Here is a 15,318-nt window from a genome sequence, read left to right as displayed (position 1 = left end):
GGCTGGAGGCGGCGGCCTGCCCCGCGCCCGACGCGGCCCGCGGCACCCCGGGCCGGGACGCGCTGGACGCGCGGCTGCTGGAGTTGCTGAACACCGACGGCCGGATGTCCATACGGGACCTGGCGGCGGGCGCCGACGCGGGGACCACCACGGTGCGGCGCCGACTGGGGGTCCTGCTGGCCTCCCGGGTCAGCATGCGCTGCGATCTGGCCCGGCCGCTGTCCGGCTGGCCGCTGTCAGCGGTGTACTTCGCGTCCGTACCGGCGCGGTATCTGCGGGAGAGCACCCGGGTGCTGGCCGGGATGCGGGAGGTGCGGTCGTGCTCGATCACGGCCGGGCCGCACAACGTGGTGATCGACGTCTGGCTGCGCGCGATGAGCGATGTGCACGGCTTCGAGGCGCATGTGGCGCGGCAGGTGCCCCATCTGGCCATCGACGACCGCTCGGTGGTGCTGCGCACGGTGAAGCACATGGGACGGCTGCTGGACCGGGACGGGCGTTGTGTGGGCGTCGTCCCGCTGCGCCAGCCGCAGGGAACGCACGGCGTGGCGGGCGACGAGAACTGAGCGTCGGGATTCGGTCAGCTCAGCGGGTGGGAAGCGCCCGGCGCCTATCCATCTGTCATATGCCTGCGTAGGACATTCGTATGATGCGTCTCCCCCGCGGTAACCCAGAAGAGCCTGTTCCCGCTACGTCCCGCCCGGTGCGGCGCTGATCCGGCGCGGTCGTGGCACCGGCGGTGCGGCGACCGCACAGGCCCCGGGGCTCTTCCGTACGGACAACCGCAGTGCGGCGCGAACGGGCTGGTCCGGGCGGGTGCGCCCGGCGGAGGGCACCGCAGGGGCCGCTCCCCCGCCGCGGTGTCGCCGGGGGCCATGGGGCCACGGAGGCCCCAAAGGGCCGCGGACCTTACTACACGGCGTCCGCGGTTTCGGCCCAACGACAGATTTCACCCCCATCCGCTGAACCGTGCGTAACCTCTCCGTCACTGGCGAGCCCCCGGGTGCGCCACGGGCACCGCAGGAGGGGAGACCGCATGCCCGGAATCGATGAATGCCTGCTCGACGCCATGACGGTGAACGGCGCGCGCGGCGCCGCCGTGATCGAGTGGACCAGCGGGCTCGCGCTCGGCATGGTCGGCGAGACACGCGACGGCGACCCCGAGGCCACCGCGGCGGAGACGGCCGAATTGGCGCGCATGGCCGCCGAGCAGTCCGCGTTCGCGGCGCTCGAACCGCGCGGTGACGGCCACGGCTCGGCCCCCGGTGAGGGCGACGGCGACGACGCGGCGCCCGGGGAGGCTCCGGTGGAGGACGTCATCGTCACCACCCGCACCTGCTACCACCTGCTGCGCTTCGTCGACACCGCCTTCGACAGCGGTGTCTTCTTCTACCTGTGGCTCGACCGCCGCGAGGGGAACCTGGCGCTCGCCCGGATGCGGCTGCGCGATCTGTCGCAGCGGCTGGCGCTCTGATGAGACCCGACCCCGCGCCCCGTCTCACCGAGCTGGCCGCCGAGCGGGCCAGCGGCGCCCTGCTGTGCGACGCGGGCACCGTCTATCTCGCGGACGGGCAGGTCGTGCACGCGGAGAGCCCGCTGTCCCCGGGCCTGGACGTGCTGCTCACCACCGGCGGGCGGCTGACCGCCGACAGCTGGCGGGAGGCGTTCGACCGCACCGCCACCGCCGGACGGGTCGGCCGGTTCCTCGTGGACAGCGGGCGGCTGACCGGCGCGGAGCTGGAGATCTGCCACCTGGGCGCGCTGTTCGACGCGGCCTGGTTCGCGCTCGGGCCGGGCAGCGGACCGCGCGGCTTCCAGCGGGGCGCGGCGCACTGGCTCGGCCCGGTGCGCCCGGTGGGCGCGGCCGATGTCGAGCGGGAGATCCGGCGGCGCGGCAAGCTGCTCGAGGGCCTGTGGCCGTATCCGCGGGTGGACACCGAGCCCGTGGTGCTGCGTCGCCCGGACGGACACCTCCCGCCGGTCACCCGCCGCCAGCGCGCGGTGCTGGCGTTCGCGGACGGGATGCGCACGCCCGCCGGGATCGCCCGGGCGCTGGGCCGCCCCGCCTTCCACACCGTGCTCGACGTGCGGCGGCTGGCGGCCGCCGGTTACGTCGAGACGCCCCGATCACCCCGCACCCCCCTGCCGTCGGCCCCGGCACCCGGTCCGGCCGCGGTCGACTTCGCCGAACCCGACGCCCCCCTGCTGCGTCGGCTCCGTGACGCCTTGGAGGCACACCTGTGATTCCCCCGACCGCCCCCGCCGCCTCGGGCATCCCGTCGTGAGACGCGCGTTGCGGCAGCGCACGGACCCGCGGCAGCGCACGGATCCGCGCCGGCACGCGCCCGACCCGCGACAGCGTGCGGAGAGGAGAGAGCTGTTGGCCGCCGAACCCGAAGTCCTGGACGAGTTGCGCCGATTGCGGGCCCGCGTCGTTCATGTGACCGGCGCCCTGGTCGCCACCAGCGACGGTCTCGTACTGGCCCACGACACGGCCTCCATCGAGCCCGAGGGCGTCGCCGCGCTGACCGCCGCCGCCCTCGGGGTGACGCAGTCGCTCGCCGACGCCACGGGCCGGGGCGCCTTCCGCGAACTGCTGGTCCGCGGCGAGGAGGGCTACGTCGCCACGTACGCCGCGGGCCCCGCGGCCGTGCTGACCGTGCTGGCCGGAGGGCGCACCAACGTGGGCCGTCTCCATATGGAAGCCCGCCGGTCGGGCGCCCGCGTCGCCGAGTTGGTGGGCGACGCGCTCGGCAAGGCCGAGCAGAGCTGAAGCCACCCATCACCCGGGCACACCACCCGGACACACCATCCATCGAAAGGAACTGCCAGATCATGGCGAACACCCAGACCGCGCTCAAAGAGGCGATGACATCCATCGAGGGCACCCTCGGCGTCGCGCTGGTCGACTACTCCAGCGGCATGGCCCTGGGCACCCTGGGCGGGGGCAAGGAACTCGACCTGACGGTGGCGGCCGCGGGCAACACCGATGTGGTGCGCGCCAAGGTGCGCACCATGGAGCAGCTCGGCCTCAAGGACTCCATCGAGGACATACTGATCACCCTGGGCAGCCAGTACCACCTGATCCGGCTGCTGAAGGGCAGGAACAGCCAGGGGCTGTTCCTCTATATGGCGCTGGACAAGAACCGGGCCAACCTGGCGATGGCCCGCCACCAGTTGCGCCGGATCGAGGCCGACTTGGAGGTCTGATCCTCCGCAGCGGCCGCGGGGCGACAGGCAGACGGCGGCAGCCCTGTCGCCCCGCACCGAGATCCAATTCAGGCTAGGCAAACTAACCAACACTTCTATGCTGAGCCGCCATGGGCCGGTCGGAATTGATGGCGGTGAGCCTCGGGTACGCGCTCGTCCTGGCGGCGCTGTTCACCGCGGTGATCGTGGGCGGATTACTGGTGGCGCGGGACGCGCTGCTCGACGACTACCCGCCCGCGATCCGGGAGCGCCACGGTCCGCAGAGCCCCCGGGGGAAGCGCACGGCCGCGGTGATGGGGCTGCTGAACGCGCTGCTGTTCGTCGCCCTCCCGCTAGCGGGCGTACGAGAGCTGCACGGCCGCACCGAGGACACCCTCGGCTTCTGGCCCGCCTTCGTTCTCGGCGGTGTGGCCTTCCTCGTCCTCGTCCTCACCGATCTGCTGGTCCTGGACTGGTTGCTGTTCTGCACGGTCCGGCCGCGTTTCATGGTGCTGCCGGGGACGGACGGCATGCCCGAGTACCGCGACTACGCGTTCCACTGGCGGGTGCTCGTGCCCAGGCCCGTCCCCTGGCCGCCGCTCGCCATCCCCGGTTACGGGGTGGCCGTGGGCGCCGTCTCCGCGGTGGCCGAGGCCCTCGTCGCCTGACGATCGCCGCGCTCAGCGCCCCTCGTGGCGCGCCTTGCGCCGGGCCTCCTCCTCGTTGAACAGCTCGGCCAACTTCCGGGTGTGCGCGTCGAGTTCGAGTTCGTCGTCCTCGTCGTCATCCTCGTCGTCGACGAGCAGGCCCTGTTCGCGGAGCTGCTGGTCGTGCAGCTTCACCGGCGGCTGCGGATCCCAGTCGGAGGGCCGGGGCCCCTCGGGGCCGTCCGGCCCGATCCGTACCAGGCGCTCGACGCGCACGATCCTGAACAGCCTCCCCTGCACCACCAGTTCATCGCCCCGCTCCGCGTCCAGCCGGTCGGCCGCGGCCATGTACGGGGCGCGCTCGGCAGGTTCGAGGCCGAGCTTCCACGGGATGAGGACACGCATCTCCAGCGCCAGGGTGTCCCGGGCGCCCTGGGGCGTGGTCGACGTCCCCGTACAGTCGGACCGCCACTCCCCGGCTGCCCTCTCGACCGTCATGAACGTCGGCGGCAGCAGCACGCCTCCCGGGTGGGTGTCCGCCGCGCGCAGGCAGTCGTCGCGCACCTCCTGGGGGACGCTGCCCCGCTTGGGCAGCATCGACAGCAGTTCGAGCTTCAGGATGCCGTCGGACACACCGGTGGCGGTCACCGGATCGATGACGAACCCCGAGGTGGGGTCGGGCGCCCTGTGGGCCTCCCCCGGGGGCGCCGGGTCGAGGTCGGTGATCCGCGGCGGCTCGGGCCCCTGCGGGCCGGAGCGGAGGAAGCGCTCGGCCCGGACCACCCGGAACCGGCTGCCCTGGACCGTCATCTCGTCGATGACCTCCCAGTCCATCCGCTCAGCGGCCGCCATGCACTCCTCGAGGCCCGCCCGGTCACCGGCGGCCTCCGCCTCCTGCGCCATCTTGCGGAACTGACAGCCCATGCCCTCACGGGCGTCCTGCGGCGCCAGCCCCGAGAACGGCGACACCAGCTCCCAGCCGCCCTGTTCACGCTCCCGCACCACCCCGAACACCGGTCCGCCGGCCGAGAGGATCTCCGGATACACCTCCCGCGACCGCCATGCCTCCACATCCGCCACCGCCGCCACCGGCGCCTCCGGCGCGGCCACCCGGACCGTCCGATAGGCGGGGACGTTCTCGCCCTCTTCCGTCATGGGGCCAGCATGAGCACATACAAGCCGCTTGCGCGACACATCGGCTGAAAGTCCATCCGTCCGTGGGAAGAGCCCTTGCGAGGCCCTCAACAACAAGGTCACGCACGCTTATTGACCCGCAGTCCGGCGCCAACCTAGCCTCCATCTCCATACATAGACCGAGTACACATATGTGGAACCGGGGGTCGCATGCCTCTTGTCATCGTCGGGATCAGCGTTCTGAGCCTGCTGTTCCTCATGACGAAGCTGAAGCTCAACGGCTTCATCGCACTGCTCCTGGTGGCGGTCGGCGTCGCACTGGTGCAGGGGGTGTCGCTGGAGAAGATCCCGGACGTCCTCGCGGGCGGCATCGGGGACCAGATCGGCGACACGATGATCGTCATCGGGTTGGGCGCCATGGTCGGCCGGGTCATGGGCGACTGCGGCGCCGCCCAGCGGATCGCGGGCAAGCTGGTCGACACCTTCGGGCTGCGCTGGGTGCAGGTGGCCATGGTGGTGACCGCGATGCTGATCGGCGTGACGATGTTCTACGAGGTGGCCTTCGTCATCATCGTGCCCATCGCGTTCACCATCGTCCGCGTCACCCGGGCGAACCTGCTGTGGGTCGGGCTGCCGATGTCCATCGCCCTGTCGACCATGCACAGCTTCCTGCCGCCGCACCCCGGACCCACCGCGGTGGCCGCGTCGTTCGACGCGTCGGTCGGACTGACCCTGTTCTACGGCCTCTTCTTCGCCGTGCCGTTCGGTGCGCTGATCGCCCTGGTGTGGCCGCGGCTCCCGTTCGTCCGGCGGATGAACCCCGAGATCCCCCAGGGCCTGGTCACCGAGCGCACCTTCAGCGACGAGGAGATGCCCGGGATGGGCTGGTCGCTGTCGGTGGCGCTCTTCCCGGTGGTCCTGATCGCCGGGGCGGCGGTGTACGACATGGCCGTGCCCGACTCCAACGCGGCCCTGCCCTTCGTCACCTTCATCGGCTCGGCACCGATCGCCCTGCTGCTCACCCTGCTGCTGGCCCTGTGGGCGTTCGGCCCGCGGATCGGGCGGGGGCTCGCGGAGGTCAGCAAGTCGTGCAACTCGGCGGCCCAGGCGATGGCAATGATCCTGCTGGTGATCGGGGCGGGCGGCGCCTTCAAGGGGGTCCTGGTGGAGGGCGGAATATCCGACTACATCAAGAACCTCACGGACGACTGGCCGGTGTCCCCGATCTTCCTGGCGTGGCTCATCGCGGTCATCCTCCGGGTGGCGCTCGGCTCGGCCACGGTCGCCGTCGTCACGGCCGCCGGGGTGGTGCAGCCGCTGATCGCCGGCAGCGGGGTCCACCCCGAACTCATGGTGCTCGCGGTGTCCTGCGGCTCCATCGCCTTCTCGCACGTCAACGACCCGGGCTTCTGGATGTTCAAGGAGTACTTCAACCTCTCCGTCATTGATGCCATCAAGGCGCGCACCACGTACACCACGGTGCTCGCGGTGCTCGGCCTCGGCGGTGTGCTGGCGGTTGAGGCGAGCCTGGACGCCCTCGGCTTGTAGCGGCTCCCGCGGGGCACCGCAGGCAGGGCACCACAGGCCACATCGAGTCAGCCCACTTTGTACGGATTACGCTCGAATGTGAATGCCTGTGTGAGTGCCTGGTGGAAGGGAGCGCATCCGTGTCCGTCACCTCATCCGGGCCGCCCCCGGTCTCCTTGCCCCGCCATCGCGGCTGCCCGTTCGACCCGCCCGGTGCGTACGGGGCGCTCCGGGAGCGGCGGAAGGCCGCCCGGCTGGCCTTTCCGGACGGAAAGGCGGGCTGGCTGCTCACCGGCTACGAGGACGTGCGCGAGCTGCTCGCGGACAACCGGTTCAGCTCGGACCGGATCCGGGCGTCGTCGCCGGTCCGGGCGTTTCCGGTCCGGGAGGACGATCCGCGGCGCCTCGGCTCGTTCATCGGCATGGACCCTCCCGAGCACACCCGGTACCGGCGGCTGCTCTCCCGGTGGTTCACGGTGCGGCGGGCGCGGGAGCTGCTGCCGCGCATCGAGGGGATCGTCGCGGATCACCTGGACGCGATGGAGCGCGCCGGTCCGCCCGCCGACCTGGTGCGGGCGTTCGCCCAGCCCATCCCGTCCCTGGTGATCTGCGAGCTGCTGGGGGTGCCGTACGCCGACCGGGCCGCCTTCCAGGCGTGGTCGGCCACCCTGTTCCGGATCGACGAGGACGAGGAGAAGATCTTCGCGGCCCGGGACGCGGTGTGGGACTACATGCGGGACCTGGTGGCGGCCAAGCGGCGCCGCCCGGACGAGGCGCTGCTGTCGCGGCTGGTCCAGGACACGAAGGGCGCGGACGAGACGGACCCGGCGGCGTTCTCCGACGCGGAGCTGACGGGCGTGGGGCTGCTGCTGCTCATCGCGGGCCATGAGACGACGGCGAACATGCTGGCCCTGGGCACCTTCGCCCTGCTGTGCCACCCCGAGCAGGCGCGGCTGGTGCGCGAGCGGCCCGAGCGGGCCGATGACGCGGTCGAGGAGCTGCTGCGCTACCTGACCATCGTCCAGTTCGGCACGGTCCGGGTCGCCCGGGAGGACGTGGAGATCGCCGGGGTGCGGGTGCGGGCCGGGGAGACCGTGGTCGCCTCGATCGCCGCGGCCAACCGGGACCCCGCCCGGTTCCCGGCCCCCGACGAGCTGGACATCACCCGCGACGCCACCGAGCACATCGCCTTCGGCCACGGCGTCCACCAGTGCCTGGGCCAGCACCTGGCCCGGATGGAGATGCGGACCGGCTACCCGGCGCTGCTCCGGCGGTTTCCCACCCTGCGGCTGGCGGTGCCGCGCGAGGAGGTGCCGCTGCGCGACGACATGCTCGTCTACGGGGTTCACCGGCTCCCCGTCACCTGGGAAGGGTGAGCGTGATGCGCGTCGAGGTGGACCGCGACCGGTGCCGGGGAGCCGGTCAGTGCACCCTGCGCGCACCGGAGCTGTTCGACCAGTCCGAGGACGACGGCATGGTGATCGTCCTGGACGACCGCCCTCCGCCCGCACTGCACGAGAAGGCCCGGCTGGCCGCGCGGCTCTGCCCGAACGGCGTCATCCGCCTCGTGTGCGACGGACCGGACGAGGGTTAGCGCCCGTGCGCTCCCAGGCGCCCAGGAGCGTGGTGGCCGAGGCCCGGGACACCCTCCAGGGTGTGCCCGCGCCGCCGGTCTGGCTGCGCTGGCTGCCGGTCCTGTACGTGGCGGCGATCCTGGCGATCGAGCCGGTGACGCCCGTGCAGTGGCCGGTGAGTTTCCTGCTCATCGCCCTGCCTGTGGTGGCCGCGTTCACGATCGGCCCGGCCGGGGTCGCCGCCGTCACGCTGTTCACCGTGGCCTTCGAGGGGGTACTGGCCGGGACCCCGTGCTGCGCGGGCCGCAGCGTCGGCTATCTCTGGGACCGCCACTACGTCGCCTCGTACCTCTCCACGGCCCTGGTCGGCGCTCTCGGCACCGCGCTGGCCGCCCACCGCAAGCGCCAGGAGAAGCAGCTGGTGCACGCGGCCTCGGCGACCGAGGCCCTGATGCGCACCCTGCTGCGGCCGCTGCCGCACGAGGTCGGCCATGTGCTGACGGCCGGGCTGTACCGCCCCGCGGAGGCCGGAACCATGATCGGCGGTGATCTCTTCGACATCCGCGCCACCCGGAGCGGGGAGCGGGCCATCATCGGCGACGTCCGGGGGAAGGGGCTCCAGGCGGTCCGTACGGTCGCCGATGTGCTCGGCGGCTTCCGCCAGGCCGCGTACGAACCCGGGGACCTGGGGCAGGTCTGTGCCCGGCTGGAGAGCCGGATGGCGCGGGAGGCCGCGGAGATCCCGGACGACGAGCTGTTCGTCACCGCCGCGCTGATCGAGTACGACCCGCTCGCGCACCGGGTGACGGTGATCAACCACGGGCACATCGAGCCCGTCCTGATCTCGCGGGGCGAGGTGACGACGCTGAGCGGACCGCCGTCCCTGCCGCTGGGCCTGGGCTCGCTGGCCGACGAGAGCCCGGTGCCCGTACATCACCGCTTCCTGCGCGGCGACGTGCTGCTGCTGTGCACCGACGGGCTGATCGAGGCCCGCGATGTGACGGGGGCCTTCTACCCCCTCCTGGACCGGCTGCGCGACCGGTTCGCCGGGGCGCCGACTCCGGAGCCCATCGACGTCATCGAGTTCCTCAACACGGATCTCCCGGCCCACGCCCGGGCGCTCCACGACGACGTCGCCGCCCTCGCCATCTCCCCGCACGAGCGCCAGTGAACCGGGCCATGGCCGCGCACCGGTCAGCCGACGGGCATCTCCGCCCAGCGGGTGACGACTCCCCCATGGCCCGGGTGGGTGCCGTGGCGGGCCGAGAGCGCGGTGACGATGCCGAGCCCGCGCCCGTGTTCATCGGGTTCGGTCTCCTCCGCCGAGCCCGGATCCCGGGGCGTCGGTCCGCCGTCGGTGACCGCGATGTGCAGGGTGCCGCATCCCTCGGTCTCGCTCCAGCGCAGCCGCAGAACGGCCGGGGGCAGGGCGTGCAGAACCGCGTTGGTGATCAGTTCCGAGACCACCAGCAGCGCGTCCTCCAGGGTGTCGGCGGCCAGCCCCCATTCGGCCAGCAGCGCGTGCGCCCGCCGCCGCACGGTGGCGACGGCCTCGTGGAGATGCGGCACCGGAAAGTGATGATCGACGTAGGTGCCGCCGGTCCACGGGATGGTCAGCTGGTCCGCCATATCTCCTCCTTCCGGATGGTCCGCCGGTCGTGTTCCTCATGTCCTGATACGGACGCTATGGGCGACGACCGGCGGGGTCAACGAATCCTGGTCGGCATTACCGAACGTTCCCGTGCGGGGGTGAACGCATGCCCGAAGAGCTACGATCACGACATGGCCGGCCCGGTGCAGTCCATCGAGCGTGCGGCGGCGATCCTGCGGCTGCTCGCCCAGGGCTCAGGTCGGCTCGGACTGGGCGAGGTGGCCGCCTCACTGGGCCTGGCGAAGGGCACCACCCACGGCATTCTGCGCACCCTCCAGAGCGTCGACTTCGTCGAACAGGACCGGGCCACCGGGAAGTACCAGCTCGGCGCGGCGCTGCTGCACCTGGGGACCAGCTACCTCGACATCAACGAGCTGCGGTCCCGCTCCCTCAACTGGGCCGACGCCCTCGCCGCCCGCAGCGGGGAGGCGGTCCGCATCGGGGTGCCACTGGAGGGCAAGGTGCTCATCGTCCACCACGTCTTCCGGCCCGACGACACCTTCCAGACCCTGGACGTCGGCTCGCTGCTGCCGCTGCACGCCAGCGCCCTGGGCAAGGTCCTGCTGGCGTTCGGGGCGACGCCGGTGGAACCGGTCCTGGAGGCGGAACCGGAGACCTACACGCGGCACACGCTGGCCTCCCCGCAGGCGCTGAACCAGGCGCTGGGCGAGATCCGGGAGGCCGGATGGGCGTCCGCGGTCCAGGAAACCGTCATGGGTGAGGCGGACATCGCGGCACCGATACGCGGCCAAGGCGGCCTGGTCGTGGGCGCCGTCGGGGTGTCCGGCACCGTGGAACGCATCTGCGACGGCAAGGGCCGTCCCCAGACGTCACTGGTCGGGCTGACCCGGGACGCCGCACGGGCCATCTCCCGGGACCTCGGCGCGGCCCGCTGGTGACCCCATGTCCCGCCCGTACCCGCTGACCTGCTCGTACCCGCCCGAAGGCAGGCAAAGGCCATGGTTGAACGCTATGTGATGTCCATCGACCAGGGCACCATGTCCACCCGGTGCATCCTCTTCGACCACCAGGGGCGGCTGGCGTCCGTCGCCCAGCGGGAACACCGGCAGCACTACGCCAAGCCCGGCTGGGTGGAGCACGATCCCGCCGAGATCTGGTCCAATCTGCGGCGCGTGGTGCCCCGGGCGCTGCGCGACGCGGAGGCGGGTCCCGAGCAGATCGCGGCGATCGGCATCGCCAATCAGCGCGAGACCACGGTGGTGTGGGACCGCCGTACGGGCCATCCCGTGGGCAACGCGATCATCTGGCAGGACACCCGCACCGACGCGCTCGTCGAGGAGCTGCGGCGCAGCACCGGTGACGACTTCTTCCTCGACCGCTGCGGTCTCTCCCCCGCCACCTACTTCTCCGCGCCCCGCATCCGCTGGCTGTTCGACCACGTCGAGGGGTTGCGGGAGCGCGCGGAGCGCGGCGAGGTGCTGTTCGGCACGATGGAGAGCTGGCTGATCTGGAACCTCACCGGCGGCCCTTCCGGGGGGCTGCACATCACCGACGTCACCAACGCCAGCCGCACCATGCTCATGAACATCCGCACCCTCACCTGGGACGACGAGTTGCTGGGGTACTTCGGGGTGCCGCGGGCGATGCTGCCCGACATCCGCCCCTCCGCCGAGGGCTACGGCGTGGCGCGGGCGGTGCTGCCGGGCGTGCGGATCGGCGCCGCCCTCGGCGACCAGCAGGCGGCGCTGTTCGGGCAGACGTGCTTCGCGCCCGGCGAGGCCAAGTGCACCTACGGCACCGGCAGCTTCCTGCTGCTCAACACCGGCACCAGCCTCGTCCGCTCCCGGCACGGGCTGCTCACCACCGTGGGCTACAAGATCGGCGACGAGCCGCCCGTCTACGCCCTGGAGGGACCGATCGCCGTCACCGGCTCGCTGGTGCAGTGGTTCCGCGACCGGCTGGGCCTGATCCACAGCGCGCCCGAGATCGAGACCCTGGCCCGCAGCGTCGAGGACAACGGCGGCTGCTACATCGTGCCCGCCTTCTCGGGCCTGTTCGCCCCGCACTGGCGCAGCGACGCGCGCGGCGTCATCGTCGGCCTCACCTCGTACATCACCAAGGGCCATCTCGCCCGCGCGGTGCTGGAGGCCACCGGCTGGCAGACCCGCGAGGTCGTCGACGCCATGAACGCCGACTCGCCCGAGCCGTTGAAGGCGCTGAAGGTCGACGGCGGGATGACGGCCAACAATCTGCTGATGCAGTTCCTGGCCGATGTGCTCGACGTGCCGGTGGTGCGGCCGATGGTCTCGGAGACGGTGTCGCTGGGCGCCGCGTACGCCGCGGGACTGGCCGTCGGCTACTGGCCGGACCTGGAGGGGCTGCGCCGCAACTGGCACCGGGCCGGGCAGTGGCTGCCCACGATGGATCCGGGGCGGCGGCAGGCGGAGTACGAGAACTGGCAGCGGGCGGTGGAGCTGTCGTTCGGCTGGCTGCGGTAGGGCCTGGGGACGACTCAGGGGCGGCGCGCCCAGGCGGAGATCATGGGGGCGGTGGCCAGGTCGAGGCGTCCGGTGGCGACGTGTCCCAGGTGCTGGTCGATCTCCTCGTCGGTGGCCAGGCCCGCGGCCACCAGCCGGGCGCGGATCTGCCGCACGGTGGCGGCCTCCAGGACCGTGCAGGCCGGGGAGGCCACGGGGAAGTACGCGTCGGCGCACACGTCGTCGAGACCGGCCTCGCGCAGCAGCCGGGGCAGGGTGCGCCCGTACGCGAGGTCCGCGCCGCGCCGCGCCATCAGCTCGCGGAAACCGGACCGCAGCCGGTTGGCGAGGCGCTGTTCGGGGCCGGACTCGTCCGGGCACAGCAGCGGCTGGAGCCCCGGATCGGCGTCCTCCAGCAGCAGCCAGCCGCCGGGCCGCAGCGCCTGGATCATCCGGCGCAGGGCCTCCGCCCGGTCGGGGACGTGCACCAGGACGAGGCGGGCGTGCACCAGGTCGAAGGGGCCGGGCGGCGGCGGGTCGGCGGCCACGTCGTGGCGCCGCACCTCGATCACCCGGTCCGGCCCGCTGGCCGTGGTGCGCGTCCAGGACACGTCGATGTCGGTGGCGATCACCTGCCCGGTGGGCCCGACCCGTTCCGCCAGCCCCTCGGGGACGGACGGGCCGCCGGCCCCGACCTCCCAGCAGCGCATGCCCGGACCGATGCCGAGCCGGTCGACGTGGCGGAAGGTGCTCGGGTCGAACAGCTCGGCCAGGGCACCGAACCGGATGCCCGCCTCGGTCTGCCGGTTGTCCAGCAGATAGCCCTGATCCTCGTCGGGCCTGCCCGCCCCGCCGTCTGCGCTGTCCATGCCACCGATCATGGCAGACGCCACGTCACCGGCTGTGGAGCACCCGGGTGGCCGTGGTGAAACGGGCGAGCGCGTCCGGCAGCGGGGCGATGCCGATGCCGGGCGTGGTGGGCACCGGCAGATGGCCGTCCTCCAGGACGAACGGCTCGGTGATGTCCTCGGCGAAGTACCGCCTGGAGGCCGAGGTGTCGCCGGGCAGGGTGAATCCGGGGAGGGCGGCGAGGGCCAGGTTGGGGGCGCGGCCGATGCCGGTCTCCAGCATGCCGCCGCACCACACCGGGACGCCGTGGGCGGTGGCGAGGTCATGGATGCGGCGGGCCTCCGCATAGCCGCCGACCCGGGCGGGTTTGACGTTGATGACCCGGCAGGCGTCCATGGCGATCGCGGAGGCGGCGTCGCTCGCGGTGTGGATGGACTCGTCCAGACAGACCGGGGTGGTGAGCCGCCGCTGGAGCTGGGCGTGGGCGTGGAGGTTGTTCTCCGCCAGCGGCTCCTCGATCAGCAGCAGGTCGAAGGCGTCCAGTTTCCGCAGGTGGGGAGCGTCGGCGAGGGTGTACGCGGTGTTGGCGTCGACCTGGAGGGGCAGCGCGTCGCCGAACCGGTTCCGTACGGCGCGCACCGGCTCCACGTCCCAGCCCGGCTCGATCTTGAGCTTGATGCGGACGTACCCCTCGTCCAGGTACTTCTCGACGTCGTCGAGAAGCTCGGGGAGGGAGTCCTTGATGCCGACGGAGACGCCCGCGGGCACCCGGTCGCGGACCGAGCCGAGGAAGGTGGCGATCGGCATGCCGTAGGCGCGGAGTTCGGCGTCCAGCAGGGCCGTCTCCAGGGCGGCCTTGGCGAGTTCGTGCCCCTTCACCGCGGCCATGGCGGGGGCGAGGGCCGCCGTCGTCGGCTCGGGGAGGGCGGCGACGCGGGGCAGCAGGAAGTCGCGGATCACGGTCTCGGCACCGGCGACGAATTCGGAGCAGTACAGCGGCTCCGGGTCGGCGGCGAACTCGGACCAGCCCTCGGCCTCGTCGGTGACGACGCGCAGCAGGAAGGTGTCCTTGCTGGTCATCGTCCCGAAGGAGGTGCGGAAGGGGGTGACGAGCGGCAGGGCGACATGGAGCAGTTCGACGCGTTCGAGCCTCATGAGCGCGGTTCCTCACGGGGGTCATGGGGGTCACGGGGGTTCGGGGTGAGCAGGTACCAGCCGTCGCGGGACATCGACGTCGCGCGCAGCCCCTCGGCGTACGCCTCGGTGAACACCTCCCGTACGGCGTGCCGCCAGCGCAGCGCCCGGTCGGGGTCGGCGGCGCGCAGCGCGACGATGTCCTCGGGGATCCGGCACCACAGCCGCCGCTCGTCCCGTACGGCGAGCGGGCCGCCGTCCGGGGCGCGGCGGACCGCTGTGGCGCGCGCCCGGGCCTCCTCGGCCGGATCCGTGGTGTGCGCCGCCCCGGGGTCGAGGTCCCAGGCGGCGGTGAGGCGGTCGCTCTCGTCGCCGTCGTTCACCCCGTCGTTCATCGGCCCGTACAGGTCGACCAGGTACTCGGCCCCGACGGCGCCCAGCTTGACCAGGTTGAACCGGGCGTTGCGGCCCACCAGCGGGTCGAACGTCCAGCGCATGGTGCGGGCGCCGCGCTCCAGCGCCCAGACCCGCTGGGCCTGCTTCAGCGCGTAGCCGACCCCGCGGTCGGAGGCGGTGGCCGCCGCCACGAACGAGTACGCGCTCGCGTCGGCGGGCGGCCCGAACACCGCGACCGACGCCCCCGCGAGCCGCTCGCCGCGCGGCCCGGTGCCGTACGCGGCGTGCACCGCGCCGCCCGCGTGCACGAGGCTGTGCAGCACCTCGCTGGGATAGGGCGGATTGGTGTGCGGCAGCTGCCACACATCGGCGAGGAAGTCGGCCACCGCCCGGATACCGGCCACATCGTCCACGGTGCGGACGCCGACCCCGGCGGTGCGGGCGGCGGCGGACGCCAGCGCACCGGCGTCCATCGTCACTGCTGGTGTCATGGCACCGAGTCTCCCGGGCCGCGCCCCGGCCCCTCTTGTCCAGGCGCACAAAGACGTCCTAGGGTCCTGTGACGATCGGCCAATGGCCACAGGAAAGGCCCGGAGACCCGCACCCATGGACGCCCGCACCCTCGGGGACCTGCTCGCCGTTCTCGGCGAACCCACCCTGCGCCCCCTCACCGCCGCCCCGGCCGGTCGCACCGCGCCCGTCACCGAGGTGCTGCTGTACGACGCCCACGCGCCGCTGCCGTCCCGGGCGCCCGGCGGGCTGCTGCTGGCCGTCGGGGT

The 15,318-nt window shown here is 72.5% G+C and carries 17 protein-coding genes; 12 read left to right on the top strand and 5 right to left on the bottom strand.

Translation table 11 applies throughout. The annotated features are described in order from the left end of the window. The 6 genes from EEJ42_RS42450 to EEJ42_RS42425 form a co-directional block, all read left to right on the top strand. The coding region (locus EEJ42_RS42450; protein ID WP_148082208.1) for an Lrp/AsnC family transcriptional regulator at positions 1-566 on the top strand (566 nt) is incomplete at its 5' end. 470 nt (positions 567-1,036) lie between these two features. Next, positions 1,037-1,474, top strand: a complete 438-nt coding sequence (locus EEJ42_RS42445) for a hypothetical protein (RefSeq protein ID WP_123107476.1) — start codon at positions 1,037-1,039, stop codon at positions 1,472-1,474. Then, positions 1,474-2,244 (top strand): transcriptional regulator, encoded by a 771-nt coding sequence (locus tag EEJ42_RS42440; RefSeq protein WP_123107475.1) that lies wholly within the window; start codon positions 1,474-1,476, stop codon positions 2,242-2,244. The genes EEJ42_RS42445 and EEJ42_RS42440 overlap by 1 nt, the downstream gene beginning before the upstream one ends. A gap of 133 nt (positions 2,245-2,377) precedes the next feature. Then, the gene (locus EEJ42_RS42435) at positions 2,378-2,773 is read left to right on the top strand and encodes a roadblock/LC7 domain-containing protein (protein WP_123107481.1); all 396 of its coding nucleotides are present in this window, start codon (positions 2,378-2,380) and stop codon (positions 2,771-2,773) included. 62 nt (positions 2,774-2,835) lie between these two features. Next, entirely contained in the window at positions 2,836-3,210 is a 375-nt protein-coding gene (locus tag EEJ42_RS42430) for a hypothetical protein (protein WP_123107474.1), read from the top strand. Between the two features lie 110 nt (positions 3,211-3,320). Further along, a complete protein-coding gene (locus EEJ42_RS42425; protein WP_123107473.1) occupies positions 3,321-3,857 on the top strand; it encodes a hypothetical protein in 537 nt (178 codons plus the stop codon). 12 nt (positions 3,858-3,869) lie between these two features. Here the strand turns inward: EEJ42_RS42425 and EEJ42_RS42420 are convergent, their stop codons facing one another. Further along, positions 3,870-4,991, bottom strand: coding sequence for a DUF5954 family protein (locus tag EEJ42_RS42420; protein WP_123107472.1), 1,122 nt, complete (start codon positions 4,989-4,991; stop codon positions 3,870-3,872). Between the two features lie 189 nt (positions 4,992-5,180). Between EEJ42_RS42420 and EEJ42_RS42415 the strand changes: the two genes are divergently transcribed. From EEJ42_RS42415 to EEJ42_RS42400, 4 genes are all read left to right on the top strand, one after another. Then, positions 5,181-6,518, top strand: coding sequence for a gluconate:H+ symporter (locus EEJ42_RS42415; RefSeq protein ID WP_123107471.1), 1,338 nt, complete (start codon positions 5,181-5,183; stop codon positions 6,516-6,518). A 119-nt stretch (positions 6,519-6,637) separates the two neighbouring features. After that, positions 6,638-7,873, top strand: a complete 1,236-nt coding sequence (locus EEJ42_RS42410; protein WP_246097720.1) for a cytochrome P450 — start codon at positions 6,638-6,640, stop codon at positions 7,871-7,873. Between the two features lie 5 nt (positions 7,874-7,878). After that, positions 7,879-8,091, top strand: a complete 213-nt coding sequence (locus tag EEJ42_RS42405; protein ID WP_123107480.1) for a ferredoxin — start codon at positions 7,879-7,881, stop codon at positions 8,089-8,091. A gap of 5 nt (positions 8,092-8,096) precedes the next feature. Then, positions 8,097-9,242 (top strand): PP2C family protein-serine/threonine phosphatase, encoded by a 1,146-nt coding sequence (locus EEJ42_RS42400; protein ID WP_246097719.1) that lies wholly within the window; start codon positions 8,097-8,099, stop codon positions 9,240-9,242. A gap of 23 nt (positions 9,243-9,265) precedes the next feature. Here EEJ42_RS42400 and EEJ42_RS42395 read toward each other — a convergent pair whose 3' ends face one another. Then, complete coding sequence (locus EEJ42_RS42395) at positions 9,266-9,700, bottom strand: ATP-binding protein (RefSeq protein WP_123107469.1); 435 nt, start codon at positions 9,698-9,700, stop codon at positions 9,266-9,268. 153 nt (positions 9,701-9,853) lie between these two features. Between EEJ42_RS42395 and EEJ42_RS42390 the strand changes: the two genes are divergently transcribed. Both EEJ42_RS42390 and glpK read left to right on the top strand, forming a co-directional pair. After that, positions 9,854-10,621, top strand: a complete 768-nt coding sequence (locus EEJ42_RS42390; RefSeq protein ID WP_123107478.1) for an IclR family transcriptional regulator — start codon at positions 9,854-9,856, stop codon at positions 10,619-10,621. A 60-nt stretch (positions 10,622-10,681) separates the two neighbouring features. Further along, positions 10,682-12,181: a glycerol kinase GlpK gene (gene glpK / locus EEJ42_RS42385; protein ID WP_123107468.1), complete on the top strand. Its 1,500-nt coding sequence runs from the start codon at positions 10,682-10,684 to the stop codon at positions 12,179-12,181. A gap of 14 nt (positions 12,182-12,195) precedes the next feature. Here glpK and EEJ42_RS42380 read toward each other — a convergent pair whose 3' ends face one another. The 3 genes from EEJ42_RS42380 to EEJ42_RS42370 are packed head-to-tail and all read right to left on the bottom strand — an operon-like array spanning position 12,196 to position 15,030. Further along, positions 12,196-13,029, bottom strand: a complete 834-nt coding sequence (locus tag EEJ42_RS42380) for a class I SAM-dependent methyltransferase (RefSeq protein WP_123107467.1) — start codon at positions 13,027-13,029, stop codon at positions 12,196-12,198. A 25-nt stretch (positions 13,030-13,054) separates the two neighbouring features. Further along, entirely contained in the window at positions 13,055-14,164 is a 1,110-nt protein-coding gene (gene menC, locus EEJ42_RS42375; protein WP_123107466.1) for an o-succinylbenzoate synthase, read from the bottom strand. Further along, positions 14,161-15,030, bottom strand: a complete 870-nt coding sequence (locus EEJ42_RS42370) for a chorismate synthase (RefSeq protein WP_246097718.1) — start codon at positions 15,028-15,030, stop codon at positions 14,161-14,163. Before EEJ42_RS42370 ends, menC begins: the two co-directional genes overlap by 4 nt. Positions 15,031-15,318: the final 288 nt, after the last annotated feature.

Origin of the sequence: Streptomyces botrytidirepellens, from assembly GCF_003721215.1 — a bacterium.
Taxonomy (GTDB): domain Bacteria; phylum Actinomycetota; class Actinomycetes; order Streptomycetales; family Streptomycetaceae; genus Streptomyces; species Streptomyces himastatinicus.
This window is presented reverse-complemented; position numbering and strand designations above follow the sequence as displayed.

Coding starts and splice junctions, on each gene's coding strand:
- glpK (WP_123107468.1), top strand. CDS start 10,682: ATGGTTGAACGCTATGTGATGTCCATCGACCAGGGCACCATGTCCACC.
- EEJ42_RS42445 (WP_123107476.1), top strand. CDS start 1,037: ATGCCCGGAATCGATGAATGCCTGCTCGACGCCATGACGGTGAACGGC.
- EEJ42_RS42380 (WP_123107467.1), bottom strand. CDS start 13,029: ATGGACAGCGCAGACGGCGGGGCGGGCAGGCCCGACGAGGATCAGGGC.
- EEJ42_RS42415 (WP_123107471.1), top strand. CDS start 5,181: ATGCCTCTTGTCATCGTCGGGATCAGCGTTCTGAGCCTGCTGTTCCTC.
- EEJ42_RS42420 (WP_123107472.1), bottom strand. CDS start 4,991: ATGACGGAAGAGGGCGAGAACGTCCCCGCCTATCGGACGGTCCGGGTG.
- EEJ42_RS42390 (WP_123107478.1), top strand. CDS start 9,854: ATGGCCGGCCCGGTGCAGTCCATCGAGCGTGCGGCGGCGATCCTGCGG.
- EEJ42_RS42425 (WP_123107473.1), top strand. CDS start 3,321: ATGGGCCGGTCGGAATTGATGGCGGTGAGCCTCGGGTACGCGCTCGTC.
- EEJ42_RS42370 (WP_246097718.1), bottom strand. CDS start 15,030: ATGACACCAGCAGTGACGATGGACGCCGGTGCGCTGGCGTCCGCCGCC.
- EEJ42_RS42440 (WP_123107475.1), top strand. CDS start 1,474: ATGAGACCCGACCCCGCGCCCCGTCTCACCGAGCTGGCCGCCGAGCGG.
- EEJ42_RS42395 (WP_123107469.1), bottom strand. CDS start 9,700: ATGGCGGACCAGCTGACCATCCCGTGGACCGGCGGCACCTACGTCGAT.
- EEJ42_RS42405 (WP_123107480.1), top strand. CDS start 7,879: ATGCGCGTCGAGGTGGACCGCGACCGGTGCCGGGGAGCCGGTCAGTGC.
- EEJ42_RS42430 (WP_123107474.1), top strand. CDS start 2,836: ATGGCGAACACCCAGACCGCGCTCAAAGAGGCGATGACATCCATCGAG.
- menC (WP_123107466.1), bottom strand. CDS start 14,164: ATGAGGCTCGAACGCGTCGAACTGCTCCATGTCGCCCTGCCGCTCGTC.